The organism is Streptomyces sp. BI87 (assembly GCF_025957665.1).
GTDB classification, from domain to species: domain Bacteria; phylum Actinomycetota; class Actinomycetes; order Streptomycetales; family Streptomycetaceae; genus Streptomyces; species Streptomyces albidoflavus.
Genome location: NZ_CP110079.1, coordinates 4,858,169 through 4,875,056 on the forward strand (window position 1 = coordinate 4,858,169; position 16,888 = coordinate 4,875,056).

Here is a 16,888-nt window from a genome sequence, read left to right on the forward strand (position 1 = left end):
CTCCGCCATATCCATCCCGTTTGACCCGTTTCACGTTGCCCTCGACCTTGCCCGAGTTCCATTCCGAGGTGAGGCCAACGGTGGCGGCATCGAAGTCGGGGCACTGTCCTGTCTCATGGCATCATGCACGTGCTGGCGACCGTCCCGCTGGCCCTGTTCGCGGGTACGGTCGGCAACGGGTGCGCCCATGTGGCGGGTTGGGTGGCTGCGGGCGCGCTGGCCGCGTCCGGCCTGCTCAACGTGTCCATCCCGACCCTGGGCGTTTCCGGTGACACCCTGCACTACCTGACCTGCCTCGCCAGCGGTCAGATCCATGTGCCGCTACTCAGTCTCCTGGTCGCTGCAGGGACCCGCGCTCGCGCCGCGACGGTGCCGCGCTGGACTACGGCGCTGGGTGTGGTCGCGGCCGGGCTGTCCGTACTGTCGCTCGTGTCGTTCGCCACCAAGGCGGCCATGTTGCTGCTCCCGCTAGGCTGATTCACCGCGATCCTGTGGATCGTGATCACGGCGGCACGGATGCGCCTGGGCAAGTGACCCCGAGCGCAGCCGCGTATGCCTGTCCGTAAGGCCTCGCGGCCAGCAGGGTACGCGTGTCGGTGATCTGGGCACTACGTGTACAGGCTCTCCAAGCCGCCGTTCAGATACCACCTGCTCTCTGCGAGGGCGTGAAGTAGTGCCGTTTCGTGGCTGTTCGGGTCGTAGGCCGTGCGGCTCTTGGCATCCTCTCGGATGAAGATCTGCAGCTCCTCAGGGCCGCGGCCCGCGAGGATTTCTGCGTCCCGCCTCCGGCGCCTCGCTATGATGCCGCCCGCTTCCAGGCGGTACCGCTCCCCGAGGTCGTGGCTGTTGAAGTGATGGACCAGCCGCTGGCCCTTGACCTCTGCCCAATGGGTGGGAGGGCGGACCTCGAATACGGCTACGCGCTCCTCCTCGTCAATCCGGGCGTAGAGCCACCGGTCGGTTCCGAGATCGTCGAAGTAGGGATGGAACGCTTCCATGGTCTTCAGGGTGGCGAGCTTGTTGCTCTTGCCCTGATTGCAGGGTCCGCAGACTGGGACGAGGTTCAGAGGGGTCAGCGCCAGGAGGGGAAAGGCAGCCTTCGGCGCGTGGTGATCGAGTTGGGAGACCTGCTGCAGACCGCAGAGTGCGCAGGCCCCGTGTATTGCCCCTGCCTTGATTGCGTTGTATAGCTTGCGGCCTTCCGCCCGCTGTACGAAGGCCGTTGTGTACGTTCTTCTGAGCAGGTCTGCATCCAGATGTCCCGGTTGGAACTGAATCCAGGTCAGCAGCAGGGCCAGGAGATTCTCGGCCTCGCCGGCCGCCTGGTAAGCCATCTCGCGTGCCTTGAGTTCTGGGAGGCGTCTGCGAACGGTGTCGTCCATCCCTTCCGACGTCAGCCAGCTCATGCATGCCTGGACCACTCTCTCTACGTCGAACTGGGGTCTCTGCGGCCAGAGCATCAGCGCCGCCTCCGCGCGTGGCCGTAGGTCATGGCCCGTAGGAGTGCGCGCGCTTCTGACCCCAGGCCAGAAAAGCGCGCCGTGATGTCCTCATAGGTTGCGCCGGTCTCGACCTGCTGGGCGATGGTTGCGTGGAAGCCGGATGAGGTGACCTCCAGACCGAATACATCGTGGGTCAGTTCTCCCACGCTCTCACCGTAGGTCTCCAGGCCCGGGCGGTGGGCGGTGAGCTCGTCCCCGTTGCGGATCATCTTCCATACGCACGTGGCCGGCACTTCCTGGAGGACGACCGGAGAGTGGGTAGCGACGAGGGCCATCCCGTTGCGGTCCGCGACCAGGTCGGACAGGGCTCGTGTGAGCGCGGACAGGAGGGGCGGATGCAGGTGTGTTTCCGGCTCGTCGATCAGGACCAGCGTGCGCTCTCCCACAACTTCGATCAAGCGGGTCACCATGAGGAGCGCTACCTTGTGCCCGGAGCTCAGGTCGTTGAACACGGCACTCATCGTCTCGGTGAGGCGCCTCGGACTCCCCTCTCGCATCATGGAGTCGATCACGTCCATGTGACCGTCGAGGAATCCGCTTGCTGCGTAGTTGAGAGTGCCGATGGCCTTACGCCAGCGCTCCCCTCTAGCGCCGATGCGTGCGACGGCAAAGCTGTCGGCGAACTCTTGGGTTCGCTCTTCGTCGGACTTGAGACGCCCGGCTTCCTGATGGCGGAGGCCGATGTAGTCGAACTTCATGATTGGGGCCGGTGGTGGCTTGTAGAGCTCGTCGAAAGGGCTGAAGGAGACAACGACACAGCGAGTAAAGCTGTTGTCCTCGCCACCGGAATCACTTTCGACCGCGATCCGGCCAGCTGTCGCCTCCGTGGCAATGGCATGCAGCAGCCTGGACTTTCCGACTCCGTTGCGGCCGATCAGCGCATGCAGGTTGGTGGAAGGAAGACTCCACGGCTTCGTCTCGAACTCAAAGTTGTGTGGCGGAAGCAACCCAGCCTGGGGAGGTGTGTACGACCACTTGAAGGGGACGATTCGACGACGAGTTCCTCGTGCGACGCGCTGCTTCCGGCGTAGCTCCTTCATGTCGTGATCCCGGAGCAGCGAGTCCCGGAACACACGGAGCCCCGAAACCTGTTGGGACAGCCCCTCGATATAGGCGACGTCTTTGAGGGCATGCAGGATCTCCCCGTACATGCCGGGAGGTAGGAGGGTCCGCAGGTTCTCGTAGTAGTCGTCCTCCTGGGCCAGGCTGAAGAATCCGCTGTCCAGAGACTGGAAACTGGGTGGCAGCAGATCTGCTGTCCTGGCCACGCCTCCGGTCTCCATCGAGACGTGGGCGATTCGGACGAAACCGAAACGGAGCGGTGCACCCCCATCAGAGAGGCGTACTTGCAGATCGAACAGGGTCCAGAACCCGTAGTCGTTCCAGTTGTCCTTCGTCAGGTATGCCCCGTGATGAGAGGGAATGGTTGCCCCATACTCCAGCATTGTGAACTGCACTACGGATCTCCTATGTCTGAACTGCCGCCGCCCGGTCGCTCAAGTTGCCGCATGGGCGTCCGGGGTGGCGAATTGCTGAGGTAGGGCTGTTGCCGCATAGCGCCGCTAGACCATCCAGTCGTATGCAGGCTTGTCCAGCCTTCGGCAGATCGGCCGCATCTGACCCCTCGCTCAGTGTCATGGCCTGGCGGACCCGAGCAAGAATGCGCGACACTTCAACATGCGAACTCATCAGTCCCAAGGCTGGACCGATCGCAGTAAGCTCGCAAAACTTGTAGCGTGAACCAACCCCTTAGTCGAACAAACTTGGGTCAGGCTCCCAGTCGGGGTCGTCCTCATAGTCGTGGAAGCGCTGCATTCCTATTCCTGCCAATTCGAGTTCGTCTCTTGACAGATCAAGCCCGCAGACCAGGCAGGTGAACTGGCGAGGGAGGAACCACTCCCCGTCGCGAGGGTCGCCGGATGTCCACTCTCGGCCGCGGGCGCTACCTGGGTTATCGCAGGCGGGGCACGTCGTGGGCAGACTGAGCCCCCAGATCTGCGCAGAAGCGAGGCCGGCCTTGAGGGCGTCGTGATCGGGCGCGTTGCGGAGGCGGTGGCTGAAGTCGCTTCCCGCCTTCCGGGCTCTCCGGACTTTCATGTTGTAGCGGAGCTGCTGCTCGCCGATTGACGTCTCCACGATCTGATTGCTCAGGCTGTGGTGTGGTCCCCAGAAAGACTTAGAGGTCTGGAATATCGCAGGAAGGATCTGTTCCACGCACAAGATCCCAGCGGTCAGTAGCTGCCGACAGTCGCTGGGAGTGGCCGAACCCATATGTGTGAGCCCGTTGCGGTTCTGCCGGAGCGAGTCCAAGTCATCGCGCTTTTGGAATGGCTTGCCAAGCTTCTCCTCTGCACGCTTCATCGCAGTCACGCCGTTGACAGTGTGCAGCTTATGGCGGGTTTTTTCATCGCCGAGTGCACGCCGGTCGGCGTTGGTGAGCCGCTCCTTCTGCGTGAGGAGAGCTTCGTCGATGGAGGCCAGGTATGACTTACAGAGGTGTTCGATGGCGACTGCCATGTGGTGGATCGCGAAGTCGGAGTCGGCTGGGTCAGCGGATTCGGAGTACGAGGCGAGTGCTACTTGGGCCCAACGCCGTGCAGAGTTGAAGAGATGTACGTGGGTCTCAGACACCTGACAGACGATAGAGCGTGGTCCTCGCTTTGGGGTACGGAGGCAACGGGTGCCCTCCGCTGACTTTGGTGTGTGGTGCGTTCGGTCACCAACTGAGGGCACAGGTGGCCCGTGCCTGTCCCCCGGCATTGGGGTCGGAGTCGGGGCCTCGTTCGCTGCGTAGTGCATGTCTCACGAGACATGCTGAGCGCGAAGAACGCATCCACGCCGACCACACCGGTGGCCTCGCCGGGGTCCTGCGCGGCCGCTCGGTCGGCCTGGTCGAGACGACCGCCCTCGCCGACCCACCGGCGCAGGCCGCCCTCGTCCACCGCACCGCGGCCGGGGCCGGTGTCCCGGTACGGGTCGCGTCGGCGGGGGAGGCCCGCCGGGCGGAGGGCGGGCTGAGCTGGGAGGTGCTCTGGCCACCCGCCCCGTCCGGGCCGGACACCCAGCCCTTCGGCCTGCCGGACGGCGCCAACGACGCGAGCCTCACCCTGCTCGTCCGCACCGCCGGGCTCATCCTCCTGCTCCTCGGAGACCTGGAGCCGCCCGGCCAGCGGGCACTGGCCCGTACCGGGCGGGTTCCGGCCGGTGTCGACGTGCTCAAGGTCGCGCACCACGGCTCCGCGCACCAGGACCCCGGACTGCTGGCGGCGGCCGCGCCCCGCCTCGCCGTGGTCTCGGTCGGCGCGGACAACGGCTACGGCCACCCCGCGCCGAGCACCCTCGCCGCCTTCCGCGACCGGGGCGTCCCCCTCCACCGGACCGACCGGCAGGGGGACATCGCGGTACTGGGCGGAGACGACGGCGGGGCCGGTCGGCCGGGCGCCCGCGCGTCCGACGCCGTACCTCCCCTGCGGGTCGCCACCCGCGCCGGGGACGCCGCCGAAGCCGTGGCGGCAAGCGGAGACGAAGCGTCCACCGCACTGCGGGACGAGGCGCCCGCCGAGGGGCCTCCGGGGAGCCGGGCCGGGTCCCCCGGCGCCCCAGCCTCCCTGGGACGCTTGGCCCATGGACAAGACCCTGACCGACGCCTACCTCCGTCGGCTTGGCGTCGACCGGCCGGCCCGCCCGGACGCCGCCGCCCTGCACGCCCTGCACCTGGCCCACCTGCTGGCGGTGCCCTTCGAGAACCTCTCCGTCCACCTCGGCGAGGAGATCCGGCTCGACGGGGACAGCCTCGTCGAGAAGATCGCCGTACGCCGGCGAGGAGGCTTCTGCTACGAACTGAACGGGGCCTTCGGCACCCTGTTGGCCGCTCTCGGCTACCGCGTCGACCTCCTCCAGGCCAGAGTGCTGGACCGGGAAGGGTGCCCGGGCATCCCCTACGACCACATGGCGCTGCGGGTCGAGGACGCGGACGGCGGGCGGTGGCTGGCCGACGTCGGCTTCGGGGCGTACCTCCACCGGCCGCTCGCCTACGACCGGCGGGGCGAACAGCGGGACGGGGGCGGCGTCTTCCGGATCGAGGCGGCGGACGGTGGCGACCTGGTGGTGGTGCAGGACGGCGTGGCGCAGTACCTGTGGGAGGAGCGGCCCCGCGCGCCGGCGGAGTTCCGGGCCGGTTCCTGGTGGCACCGGACCTCGCCCGACTCCCACTTCCGGCGTTCGCTGGTGTGCTCCCTGCTCACCGACGGCGGTTCCGGCCGGATCACCCTCAGCGGGCGCACCCTCAAGGCGACCGGCGCCGCCGTTACCGAGGACGCGCCCGCCGACGCCACCCGCACCCGCGAACTGGACTCCGACGCCGAGGTTCTGGAGGCGTACCGGACCTTGTTCGGCATGGAGTTCGCCACCGTTCCGGAAGCCGCCCCGGTGCCGCGCGGGGTCGGCTGTCGTTCGTGAAGTGGCAGGAAAATAGGGGGTGTTGGGAGGGAGAGGCGGTTGCGGGTGATTCGGACGGTCAGGGGTGAGTTGCCCCGAAAGTAGGGGCGGTGATCGAATGGGTGGACTACACGGTAGTTGTTCCGCGGCGTTGGAGGGTGGTCCCCATGTTCGGCTTCGGTGCGAAGCGGCGGGCTCGGCAGGCGGCGGGGCCGCTCTCCACCGTCGAGGTGCCGCCCACGGCCGGGGTGCTCAGCGGGCGGATCGTCGACGGCGAGCAGCGGGACGAGCCGGTGCGGCACGCCGAGTTCACCCTCAGCGATTCGCTGGGGCGGACCGTGATCGAGGGCGGGCTCGACCCGTACGGCTCGTTCGTGGCGACCGTGCCGGCCGGGGAGTACCGGTTCGCGGTCTCGGCCGAGGGGCGCCGTCCCTTCCGCGCCTCGGTCGCGGTGGACGAGGGCGGCCACACGGACCTCGGCGACCTCCCGCTGGACAGCGTGCAGCCGCCGATGCTGCCCGCGCCCGGCGACTGGGACGTGGAGCCGGCGCACTCCTCGATCGCCTTCACCGCCCGGCACATCGGGATGGCCCGGGTGCACGGCCGGTTCAACCTCTTCGCCGGTGCGGTGCGGATCGCCGAGCGGATGGAGGAGTCGGCGCTGCACGTCGTCATCGACGCCGCCTCGATCGACACCAACGTCCCCGCCCGCGACAAGCACCTGCGCTCGCCCGACTTCCTGGACGCGGCACGCTTCCCGACACTGGAGTTCTACGGCGACCGGTTCGCCCACCGGGGCGGCAGCCACTGGGCGGTCACCGGCGCGCTCTCCCTGCACGGCGTCACCCGTACGGTCACGCTGGACACCGAGTACCTCGGGCTCGGCCACGGCATGGAGGGCGAGACCCGCGCCGCCTGCCGGGCCGTCACGGAACTCCACCGCGACGACTTCACCGTCAGCTGGCAGACGATGCTGGCCAAGGGCATCGCGGTCGTCGGGCCCAGCATCACCATCGAGCTGGACATCCAGATCGTTCCCAAGGCCGTCGGCTGATCCGGGTGGCGGGGGGCGGGCACCGGCCGGTTTCCCCTCGCGGCCGGGCGCCGGTGAGAATGGCCCGGTGAGCCAAGAGAACGCCGTCCCCGCCGACGAGGAGCCCCGCCACATCCTGGTCCTCCCGGACCGCGACGCCGCCGAGGAGGCCGCCGCCGAACTGGCCGCACGCTTCGGCCTCCGCGAGGAACCCCAGCTCGTCCGCGACGCCCTGGCCGGCGAGGACGACGCCGAGGACGCCCAGTGGCTGCTGGTACTGACGGCCGCCGCGGGCGACCTCGACCCGGCGGAGCTGGACGCCTTCGCGGGCGAGTGGGACGGCTGGCGCGAGGAGCCGTAGAGAGGCCGCCGCCCGGCCCTTCCGCCGGCGGCGCGAGGCGTGTCCCTGGTGGGTAGCCGCCATGGTTCCTCCGGTGAGCGGCCCCGAAGGACTGGGGCGCCGTACTCCTCGACTTCTCCGGCAGGCTCTTCCCGACGGCCTCCTACGCGGACCGCATCCGGGCAGCGCTCGGTGAGCCGGTCGGTGACGGCCGGATGGCGCGGCTGCTGGGCGGGATGCGGCCTGTCCGGCCCCCTCGTGACGGCCGCCCGGCCCGCCCGCGACATCTCCCCCGAGGCGCACCGGTACGCCTTCGCCACCTGGTACGCCTCGGTGACCGAGCCGGTCCCCGTCGCCGGGCGGCTCTACGAGCAGGCGCCGCCCCGGGCGGTGTGCGCGGGCTCGACGCGGTGCTGAGGCTGGTGGGGCCGTCTGGTGCGTGAGGAAGCGGGTGCCGTACGGGGCTCCGGGCGCCCTGCGTGACCGCTGGCGGCCCCCGTGTCGGTGGCCCGTGGGATGCTGGACGGCGATGCCCAGGAAGACTGTTAACGACGATCCGCTCGCCCCGCTCACCCTCGCCGTGGGCCAGGAGGATCTGCTTCTCGACCGCGCCGTGCAGCAGGTGGTGGCCGCCGCCCGTGCCGCCGACGCCGACACCGACGTACGCGACCTCACCTCGGACCAGCTCCAGCCCGGCACGCTCGCCGAGCTGACCAGCCCCTCGCTCTTCGCCGAGCGGAAGGTGGTCGTGGTGCGCAACGCCCAGGACCTGTCGGCGGACTCGGTCAAGGACGTCAAGGCGTACCTCGGGGGGCCGGTCGAGGAGATCACCCTCGTCCTGCTGCACGCCGGAGGCGCGAAGGGCAAGGGGCTGCTCGATGCGGCCCGCAAGGCGGGGGCCCGCGAGGTCGCCTGTCCGAAGATGACCAAGCCCGCCGACCGGCTCGCCTTCGTCAGGAGCGAGTTCCGGGCGCTGGGGCGCACCGCCACCCCGGAGGCGTCCCAGACGCTGGTCGACGCCATCGGCAGTGACCTGCGGGAGCTGGCCTCCGCAGTGACGCAGCTCGCCGCCGACGTCGAGGGGACCATCGACGAGGCGGTCGTCGGGCGGTACTACACCGGGCGCGCGGAGGCGTCGAGCTTCACCGTGGCCGACCGGGCCGTGGAGGGGCGGACGGCGGAGGCCCTGGAGGCGTTGCGCTGGTCGCTGTCGACCGGGGTGGCGCCGGTGCTCATCACCAGCGCGCTGGCGCAGGGGGTGCGGGCGATCGGGAAGCTCAGTTCCGCGCGCGGGGGGCGGCCCGCCGACCTCGCCCGGGAGCTGGGGATGCCGCCCTGGAAGATCGACCGGGTCCGGCAGCAGATGCGGGGGTGGACCCCCGACGGGGTCGCCACTGCCCTGCGTGCGGTCGCCGCGGCCGACGCCGGGGTCAAGGGGGGCGGGGACGATCCCGAGTACGCCCTGGAGAAGGCGGTGGTCGCCATCGCCGCGGCCGCCCGGGCCCGGCAGGGCCGCTGAGTCGCCTTCCGGCGGGGGCGAGGGGTGGCGCGACCTGGCCGCCATGCCCGGTCGGCCTCAAGCGCCGGCCGGGCTCGGAAGGCGTACATCAGGCGGCCCCGGAAACGCCGGAACCCCCGCCTCGCCCTGGGGAAGGGCGGAACGGGGGTTCCGGTTCACTGCTGTGCTGGGTCCCGCACCCGCGTGGCGAACGCAGGCCGCGTGCGGGAACCGGGGTGCCGGCCGGGGAGCGGATGAGAGGGCCCGCTGTGGTCCCTGGCCGACGGTCGGATCAGATCCGGTCAGCCCTTGAGGGCGGCAGTCTGGGTGGCCAGCGCCGACTTCTTGTTGGCGGCCTGGTTCTTGTGGATGACGCCCTTGGAGACGGCCTTGTCGAGCTGGCGCGACGCGGCGCGCGTGTACTCGGTGGCCTTCTCCGCGTCACCCGCGGCCACGGCCTCGCGGGCCTTGCGGATAGCGGTCTTGAGCGACGACTTGACGGCCTTGTTGCGCAGGCGCGCCTTCTCGTTGGTCTTGTTCCGCTTGATCTGGGACTTGATGTTCGCCACGAAAGAGCCTTTACAGGTTCAGGTTGGGTGTTTCCGGTCGTGTCCCGATGCTGAGAGGGCTACGAGACACATCGGGCCAGGCTACCAGCGGCCCCACGCACGGCCCAAACCGGTCGCCGGTCCCCGCGCATGGGACGATGGGGGCCGCGGACCCTGGGGGTCGTGTGCCGGCCCGGTGGGCGCGCCCAGGCGGCGTGAGCCCACCCGAGGTGAGGCGCGTACTGCCCCCGTCCGGCTCCGCGCCGCCCGCCCGCCTCGACGTCTCGACGTCTCAAGAACCAGGACCACGCGTGCCCGCGACCCCCAGCCACGTTCCCGAGCCGAGTCGCACGGACCCGGCGCTGATCCGTAACTTCTGCATCATCGCCCACATCGACCACGGCAAGTCCACGCTGGCCGACCGGATGCTTCAGCTGACCGGTGTCGTCGAGCAGCGTGCGATGCGCGCGCAGTACCTCGACCGGATGGACATCGAGCGCGAGCGCGGCATCACCATCAAGTCGCAGGCCGTGCGTCTGCCGTGGGCCCCCACCGAGGGCCCCGCCCAGGGCAGCACGCACATCCTCAACATGATCGACACCCCGGGCCACGTCGACTTCACCTACGAGGTCTCCCGGTCGCTCGCCGCCTGCGAGGGCACGGTCCTGCTGGTCGACGCGGCCCAGGGCATCGAGGCGCAGACCCTCGCCAACCTCTACCTGGCGATGGAGAACGACCTCACGATCATCCCGGTCCTCAACAAGATCGACCTGCCGGCCGCCCAGCCGGAGAAGTTCTCCGAGGAGCTGGCCAACCTCATCGGCTGCGACCCCTCCGACGTGCTCAAGGTCTCCGCCAAGACCGGCATGGGCGTCGAGGCGCTGCTCGACAAGGTGGTCGCCGAGGTCCCGGCCCCGGTCGGCGTCAAGGACGCCCCGGCCCGCGCGATGATCTTCGACTCGGTCTACGACTCGTACCGCGGCGTCGTCACCTACGTCCGGGTCGTCGACGGGCAGCTCAACAAGCGTGAGCGCATCCGGATGATGTCCACCGGCGCCACCCACGAGCTGCTGGAGATCGGCACCAACTCCCCGGAGATGCTGCCCGCCGACGGGCTCGGCGTGGGTGAGGTCGGCTACCTCATCACCGGCGTGAAGGACGTCCGCCAGTCCAAGGTCGGTGACACGATCACCTCGCTGTCCAAGGGCGCCGAGGAGGCGCTCGGCGGCTACAAGGACCCGAAGCCGATGGTCTTCTCGGGGCTGTACCCGCTGGACGGTTCGGACTACCCGCTGCTGCGCGACGCCCTCGACAAGCTCCAGCTCAACGACGCGGCCCTGGTCTACGAGCCGGAGACCTCAGCCGCGCTCGGCTTCGGCTTCCGCGTCGGCTTCCTCGGCCTGCTCCACCTCGACGTGATCCGCGAGCGGCTGGAGCGCGAGTTCAACCTCGACCTCATCGCCACCGCGCCCAACGTGGTCTACCGGGTCAACATGGAGGACGGCACCGAGCACCAGGTGACCAACCCCAGCGAGTTTCCCGAGGGCAAGATCGACAAGGTCTTCGAGCCGGTGGTGCGGGCCACGATCCTCGCGCCCAGCGAGTTCATCGGCGCGATCATGGAGCTCTGCCAGTCGCGGCGCGGCGTGCTGCTCGGCATGGACTACCTCTCCGAGGACCGGGTCGAGATCCGCTACACCCTGCCGCTGGCCGAGATCGTCTTCGACTTCTTCGACCAGCTGAAGTCCAAGACCCGCGGCTACGCCTCCCTGGACTACGAGCCCACCGGCGAGCAGAGCGCCCACCTGGTCAAGGTCGACATCCTGCTCCACGGCGACAAGGTCGACGCCTTCTCCGCCATCACCCACCGCGACCAGGCGTACGCCTACGGGGTGCGGCTGGTCGCGAAGCTGAAGGAGCTGATCCCGCGGCAGGCCTTCGAGGTGCCCGTGCAGGCGGCGATCGGCTCCCGGGTGATCGCCCGCGAGACCATCCGCGCCATCCGCAAGGACGTCCTCGCCAAGTGCTACGGCGGTGACATCTCGCGTAAGCGGAAGCTGCTGGAGAAGCAGAAGGAGGGCAAGAAGCGGATGAAGATGGTGGGCTCGGTCGAGGTCCCGCAGGAAGCCTTCATCGCGGTGCTGTCCAGTGACGACAGCGGTGGCGGCAAGGCCAAGAAGTAACCCCCGCGGGAGCGAGGCGGAGCACGGGTGAGGCGCCCGTCCGGCGGTGGGCCGGGCGGGCGCCTCCGTGCGTCCGGGGACGGGCGCCCCGGTTGGCCGATGGCCGGAATTCGCCCTCCCGGCGGCCGGGCGCCGCATCCGGGACACCGTCTGTGGATGTCCCGTACACGGATCGTGGGGGAGTGGTGCCGGGCGTGACGGCGGGGCGCGGCGGTGCGGCCGGGCGGCGGAGCCGGGCGGTGTGTGACCGGACGCACGGGTGGTCCCCGGTTCCCCGGCGGCGGTCGGGGGGATAGTGGCAGGACCAGCAATTGGTGGAAAGTGACAGGTCGCAGCCTCTTACGTGACGGGCGGTGGCGCTCTACCCTGATCACTGCTCGATGGTTACTCGCAAGTTAAACAACAGCCGCACCACCAGTCAGCAGCACGCACTGTCGCGGGCCCGGAGGATGTCGTGAGCGACGCACAGACCATGATCGAGAACCGGCCGCCCTCTGTGGCCACGCTTTTCCTTGAGCGCGTGGAGGCCACCCCCGACGCCGAGGCCTACCGTTACCCGGTGCCGCCGGCCCAGGAGGGCCCGGACGACTGGAAGTCGCTGAGCTGGCAGCAGGCCGCGACCAGGGTCTTCGCCATCGCGGCCGGCCTGATCGAACTCGGCGTCGACGCCGAGCAGCGGGTCGCCCTCGCCTCCGCCACCCGGGTCGAGTGGATTCTGGCCGACCTCGGCATCCTCTGCGCCGGAGCCGCGACCACCACCGTCTATCCCTCCACCAACGCCGACGAGGCCGCCTTCATCCTGGCCGACTCCGAGAGCCGCGTCCTCATCGCCGAGGACGCCGAGCAGCTCGCCAAGGCCCGCGAGAAGCGCGCCGAGCTGCCCCACCTCGCCCACGTCGTGGTCCTCGACCCGGCAGGCGCCGAGGCGGCCGACGGCGACCCGGAGGGCTGGGTCCTCAGCCTCGCCGACCTGGAGAAGCGCGGCGCCGCCCGGCTGGAGCGCGAGCCCGAGCTGATCAAGGAGCGGGTCGCGGCGATCACCGCCGACCAGCTCGCCACCGTCATCTACACCTCCGGCACCACCGGCCGCCCCAAGGGCGTCCGGCTGCCGCACGACAACTGGTCGTACATGGCGAAGGCCATCGCCGCGACCGGCCTCGTCGGCCAGGACGACGTGCAGTACCTGTGGCTGCCGCTCGCCCACGTCTTCGGCAAGGTGCTGACCTCCGGCCAGATCGAGGTCGGCCACGTCACCGCCGTCGACGGCCGGGTCGACAAGATCATCGAGAACCTGCCGGTCGTCCAGCCCACCTACATGGCGGCCGTCCCGCGCATCTTCGAGAAGGTCTACAACGGCGTCGCCGCCAAGGCCCGCGCGGGCGGCGGAGCCAAGTACAAGATCTTCCAGTGGGCCGCCGGGGTCTCCCGCGAGTGGGCGAAGACCACCCAGGACAACTTCCGCCGCACCGGCAAGGCGTCCGCCCCCGCCGCCCTCGCCGCCAAGCACGCCGTCGCCGACAAGCTCGTCTACGCCAAGATCCGTGAGGCGTTCGGCGGCCGGCTGCGGGCCTGCATCTCCGGCTCCGCCGCGCTCGCCCCCGACATCGGCTTCTTCTTCGCCGGCGCCGGCGTGCACATCCTGGAGGGGTACGGCCTCACCGAGACCAGCGCCGCCTCCTTCGTCAACCCGGGCGACGCCTACCGCACCGGCACCGTCGGCAAGCCGCTCCCCGGCACCGAGGTCCGGATCGCCGAGGACGGCGAGATCCTGCTGCGCGGCCCCGGCGTCATGGAGGGCTACCACCAGCTCCCCGAGAAGACCGCCGAGGTGCTGGAGGGCGACGGCTGGTTCCACACCGGCGACATCGGCGAACTCTCCGCCGACGGCTACCTCAAGATCACCGACCGCAAGAAGGACCTGATCAAGACCTCGGGCGGCAAGTACATCGCCCCCGCCGAGGTCGAGGGCCAGTTCAAGGCGATCTGCCCGTTCGTCTCCAACATCCTGGTCCACGGCGCCGACCGGAACTTCTGCACCGCCCTCATCGCCCTGGACGAGCCGACCCTGCTCGGCTGGGCCAAGGAGCAGAACCTCCCCGTCACCACCTACGCCGAGATCGTCGCCCGCCCCGAGACGCAGGCGCTGATCGAGGGGTACGTGAACCGCCTCAACGAGGGTCTCCAGCGGTGGCAGACGATCAAGAAGTTCAAGCTCCTCCCGCGCGACCTCGACATCGAGCACGGCGAGCTGACCCCCAGCCTCAAGCTGAAGCGCCCCGTCGTGGAGCGTGAGTTCGGGCACCTCATCGACGAGATGTACGCGGGCACCCGCGAAGCCTGACCGGGCCCGCGCGCCCCGAGACGCACCCCGCCGGACCCCGGCCGGACGGTCCCCGCGACCGTCCGGCCGGGGTCCGGCCGCGCGTGCGGGACAATGGACCCCATGCCTTCCGCACTCCCCGACGGTGAGCCCGTGCCCGCAGACGGCACGCTGCCCGCCTCCGCCCTCGACGGTGCGGCCGACCGCCCCCTCGGCTTCTACCTGCACGTGCCGTACTGCGCGACGCGCTGCGGCTACTGCGACTTCAACACCTACACCGCGACCGAGCTGCGCTCCTCCGGCGGTGTCCTCGCCTCCCGCGACAACTACGCCGACACCCTCGCCGACGAGGTCCGCCTCGCCCGCAAGGTCCTCGGCGACGACCCGCGCGAGGTCCGCACCGTCTTCGTCGGCGGCGGCACCCCCACCCTGCTGGCCGCCCGCGACCTGGTCCGGATGCTGGAGGCGGTCCGCTCGGAGTTCGGGCTCGCCCCCGACGCGGAGATCACCACCGAGGCCAACCCGGAGTCCGTCGACCCCGCCTACCTCGCCGAGCTGCGCGAAGGCGGCTTCAACCGGATCTCCTTCGGCATGCAGAGCGCCCGCCAGCACGTCCTGAAGGTGCTCGACCGCCAGCACACCCCCGGCCGCCCCGAGGCCTGCGTCGCCGAGGCCCGCGCCGCCGGCTTCGACCACGTCAACCTCGACCTGATCTACGGCACCCCCGGCGAGAGCGACGACGACTGGCGCGCCTCGCTCTCGGCCGCCATCGGCGCCGGGCCCGACCACGTCTCCGCGTACGCCCTGATCGTGGAGGAGGGCACCGGCCTCGCCCGCCGCATCCGGCGCGGCGAGGTCGCCCCCACCGACGACGACGAGCACGCCGACCGCTACCTGATCGCCGACACCATGCTCGCCGAGGCCGGCTACCACTGGTACGAGGTCTCCAACTGGGCCACCACCGAGGCGGGCCGCTGCCTCCACAACGAGCTGTACTGGCGCGGCGCCGACTGGTGGGGCGCGGGCCCCGGCGCCCACAGCCACGTCGGCGGCGTCCGCTGGTGGAACGTGAAACACCCCGGCGCCTACGCCGCCGCCCTCGCCGACTCCCGCTCCCCGGGCGCCGGCCGTGAACTCCTCACCCCCGAGGACCGCCGCGTCGAACGCATCCTCCTGGAACTGCGCCTCGCCGACGGCTGCCCCCTCGACCTCCTCCACCCCACCGGCCTGGCCGCCGCCCACCAGGCCCTGACCGACGGCCTCCTCGCCGAAGCCCCCTTCGCCGCGGGCCGCGCCGTCCTCACTCTGCGCGGCCGCCTGCTGGCGGACGCGGTGGTGCGGGATCTGGTGGACTGAGGGAGGGGCACGCGGCAGAGTCCCGCGCCGCGTACCGGCACCGCCGCCCCTGAGTCCTCGCCTATCCGGCCTCGGCCGGCGCCGTGACGAAGTCGATCAGTTCCTCGACGCGGCCCAGCAGGGCCGGCTCCAGGTCCTTGTAGCTGCGGACGGCGGGGAGGATGCGGCGGTGCCAGGCGGCGCCGGTGTCGGTGGGCCAGCCCAGGGCGCGGCAGGTGCCGGTCTTCCAGTCCTGGCCGCGGGGGACGTCGGGCCAGGCGTCGATGCCGACCGAGGCGGGCTTCACCGCCTGCCAGATGTCGATGTACGGGTGGCCGACGACCAGGGCGTGCGGGCTGCTGACGGCGGCCGCGATGCGGGACTCCTTGGAGCCGGGGACCAGGTGGTCGACGAGGACGCCGAGGCGGGCGTCGGGGCCCGGCGCGAAGGCGTCGACCAGGGCGGGGAGGTCGTCGACGCCCTCCAGGTATTCGACGACGACGCCCTCGATCCGCAGGTCGTCGCCCCAGACCCGCTCCACCAGCTCGGCGTCGTGGCGGCCCTCCACATAGATGCGGCCGGCCCGCGCCACCCGGGCCCGTGCGCCGGGCACCGCCACCGAGCCCGAGGCGGTCCGGGAGGGCGTGCCGGGGGCCTGGCCGGGCTTCGGGCGGACCAGGGTGACCGGGCGGCCCTCCAGGAGGAAGCCGCGCTCCACCATGGGGAAGACGCGATGCTTGCCGAACCGGTCCTCCAGGGTGACCACCGGGCCCTCGGCCGACTTCTCGCAGCGGATCACCGCGCCGCAGAAGCCACTACCGGGCTCCTCCACGACGAGGTCGGCCACCGCCTCGACCTCGGGAGCGGGATTCCGCTTCTTCCACGGCGGGGTCAGGTCCGGCTGGTAGCTGCGCATGGGCAGACGTTATGACAGGGCGAACCGGCGGGCCAGCTCATCGCGTTGGGTCCGGACGAACGCGGCGTCGACCACCGCCCCGTGCCCCGGTACGTAGACGGCGTCGGGGCCGCCGAGCGCCAGCAGCCGGTCCAGCGCCTCGGGCCAGCGCGCGGGCACCGCGTCCGGCCCGGCCTGCGGCTCCCCGGACTCCTCGACCAGGTCGCCGCAGAAAATCACGTCGGGCGTGCCCGGGACGAGGACGGCGAGGTCGTGCGGGGTGTGGCCGGGGCCGAGGTTGGCGAGGAGCGCCCGGCGTTCGCCGCCCAGCTCCACGACGGCCTCGCCGGAGACCAGGTGCCGGGGGACCACCAGCGCGTCGGCGGCCTCGCCCGCCTCGCGGGGGCCGAGCCCGTGGCGTACCGCGTCGGACTCCAGGGTGTCGGTGCGGGTGAGGGCGGTGTCCAGGCCGACGGCGCCGTGGACCGCGGCGCCCGCGAAGGCGGCGGCGCCGAAGACGTGGTCGAAGTGGGCGTGGGTCAGTGCCAGATGCGTCACACGGCGGGGGCCGCCGCGCTCCCGCAGGACCTGTTCGGCCGCGAGGCGCAGCAGGGCGCCCTCGCGCAGGGAGGCGCCCGCGTCGATCACCAGGGCGCCGGCCGGGCCCACGGCCAGCCCGGCCGTCGCGTCCCAGCGGGGCAGCCGCAGCCGCCCGACGCCGGGGGCCGGCCACTCCCAGCGCTGCTCCGGCCCCGTCCCGTACGCGTTCATCGCCTCATCACGCCTCCACCCTCTC

General features: G+C 70.6%; 15 protein-coding genes. 9 read left to right on the forward strand and 6 right to left on the reverse strand.

The window, feature by feature from the left end:
* Positions 1-123: 123 nt before the first annotated feature.
* Complete coding sequence (locus tag OIM89_RS21595; protein WP_264491549.1) at positions 124-477, forward strand: hypothetical protein; 354 nt, start codon at positions 124-126, stop codon at positions 475-477.
* Positions 478-608: 131 nt separating this feature from the next.
* Here the strand turns inward: OIM89_RS21595 and OIM89_RS21600 are convergent, their stop codons facing one another.
* The 3 genes from OIM89_RS21600 to OIM89_RS21610 form a co-directional block, all read right to left on the reverse strand.
* Positions 609-1,460, reverse strand: coding sequence for a hypothetical protein (locus tag OIM89_RS21600; RefSeq protein ID WP_264491550.1), 852 nt, complete (start codon positions 1,458-1,460; stop codon positions 609-611).
* The gene (locus OIM89_RS21605) at positions 1,460-2,959 is read right to left on the reverse strand and encodes an ATP-binding protein (protein ID WP_264491551.1); all 1,500 of its coding nucleotides are present in this window, start codon (positions 2,957-2,959) and stop codon (positions 1,460-1,462) included. The genes OIM89_RS21600 and OIM89_RS21605 overlap by 1 nt, the downstream gene beginning before the upstream one ends.
* Positions 2,960-3,251: 292 nt before the next feature.
* Positions 3,252-4,133: a hypothetical protein gene (locus OIM89_RS21610; protein WP_264491552.1), complete on the reverse strand. Its 882-nt coding sequence runs from the start codon at positions 4,131-4,133 to the stop codon at positions 3,252-3,254.
* Between the two features lie 993 nt (positions 4,134-5,126).
* On the opposite strand from OIM89_RS21610, the gene OIM89_RS21620 reads away from it, so the two are divergent.
* The 5 genes from OIM89_RS21620 to holA all read left to right on the forward strand — a co-directional run bounded on the left by OIM89_RS21620 (position 5,127) and on the right by holA (position 8,832).
* Positions 5,127-5,960, forward strand: coding sequence for an arylamine N-acetyltransferase family protein (locus tag OIM89_RS21620; RefSeq protein ID WP_047465366.1), 834 nt, complete (start codon positions 5,127-5,129; stop codon positions 5,958-5,960).
* 146 nt (positions 5,961-6,106) lie between these two features.
* A complete protein-coding gene (locus OIM89_RS21625) occupies positions 6,107-6,994 on the forward strand; it encodes a YceI family protein (protein WP_030696223.1) in 888 nt (295 codons plus the stop codon).
* 67 nt (positions 6,995-7,061) lie between these two features.
* Positions 7,062-7,334 carry a hypothetical protein gene (locus tag OIM89_RS21630; protein WP_192831755.1) on the forward strand — a complete coding sequence of 91 codons (273 nt, stop codon included), beginning with the start codon at positions 7,062-7,064 and terminating at the stop codon, positions 7,332-7,334.
* 183 nt (positions 7,335-7,517) lie between these two features.
* Positions 7,518-7,730, forward strand: a complete 213-nt coding sequence (locus OIM89_RS21635; protein ID WP_157877542.1) for a hypothetical protein — start codon at positions 7,518-7,520, stop codon at positions 7,728-7,730.
* 112 nt (positions 7,731-7,842) lie between these two features.
* On the forward strand, positions 7,843-8,832 hold the full coding sequence (holA, locus tag OIM89_RS21640) for a DNA polymerase III subunit delta (protein ID WP_195731044.1): 990 nt from the start codon (positions 7,843-7,845) through the stop codon (positions 8,830-8,832).
* Between the two features lie 281 nt (positions 8,833-9,113).
* Here holA and rpsT read toward each other — a convergent pair whose 3' ends face one another.
* Complete coding sequence (gene rpsT, locus OIM89_RS21645; RefSeq protein ID WP_003947998.1) at positions 9,114-9,380, reverse strand: 30S ribosomal protein S20; 267 nt, start codon at positions 9,378-9,380, stop codon at positions 9,114-9,116.
* Positions 9,381-9,670: 290 nt separating this feature from the next.
* Between rpsT and lepA the strand changes: the two genes are divergently transcribed.
* From lepA to hemW, 3 genes are all read left to right on the forward strand, one after another.
* On the forward strand, positions 9,671-11,542 hold the full coding sequence (gene lepA / locus OIM89_RS21650) for a translation elongation factor 4 (RefSeq protein ID WP_030696226.1): 1,872 nt from the start codon (positions 9,671-9,673) through the stop codon (positions 11,540-11,542).
* Between the two features lie 454 nt (positions 11,543-11,996).
* A complete protein-coding gene (locus OIM89_RS21655; RefSeq protein ID WP_030696227.1) occupies positions 11,997-13,883 on the forward strand; it encodes an AMP-dependent synthetase/ligase in 1,887 nt (628 codons plus the stop codon).
* A gap of 102 nt (positions 13,884-13,985) precedes the next feature.
* Complete coding sequence (gene hemW, locus OIM89_RS21660) at positions 13,986-15,218, forward strand: radical SAM family heme chaperone HemW (protein WP_226965200.1); 1,233 nt, start codon at positions 13,986-13,988, stop codon at positions 15,216-15,218.
* Positions 15,219-15,279: 61 nt separating this feature from the next.
* Here hemW and OIM89_RS21665 read toward each other — a convergent pair whose 3' ends face one another.
* Both OIM89_RS21665 and OIM89_RS21670 read right to left on the reverse strand, forming a co-directional pair.
* Complete coding sequence (locus OIM89_RS21665; protein ID WP_151169545.1) at positions 15,280-16,113, reverse strand: DUF3097 domain-containing protein; 834 nt, start codon at positions 16,111-16,113, stop codon at positions 15,280-15,282.
* Positions 16,114-16,122: 9 nt separating this feature from the next.
* The gene (locus OIM89_RS21670) at positions 16,123-16,863 is read right to left on the reverse strand and encodes an MBL fold metallo-hydrolase (protein WP_226965199.1); all 741 of its coding nucleotides are present in this window, start codon (positions 16,861-16,863) and stop codon (positions 16,123-16,125) included.
* Positions 16,864-16,888: the final 25 nt, after the last annotated feature.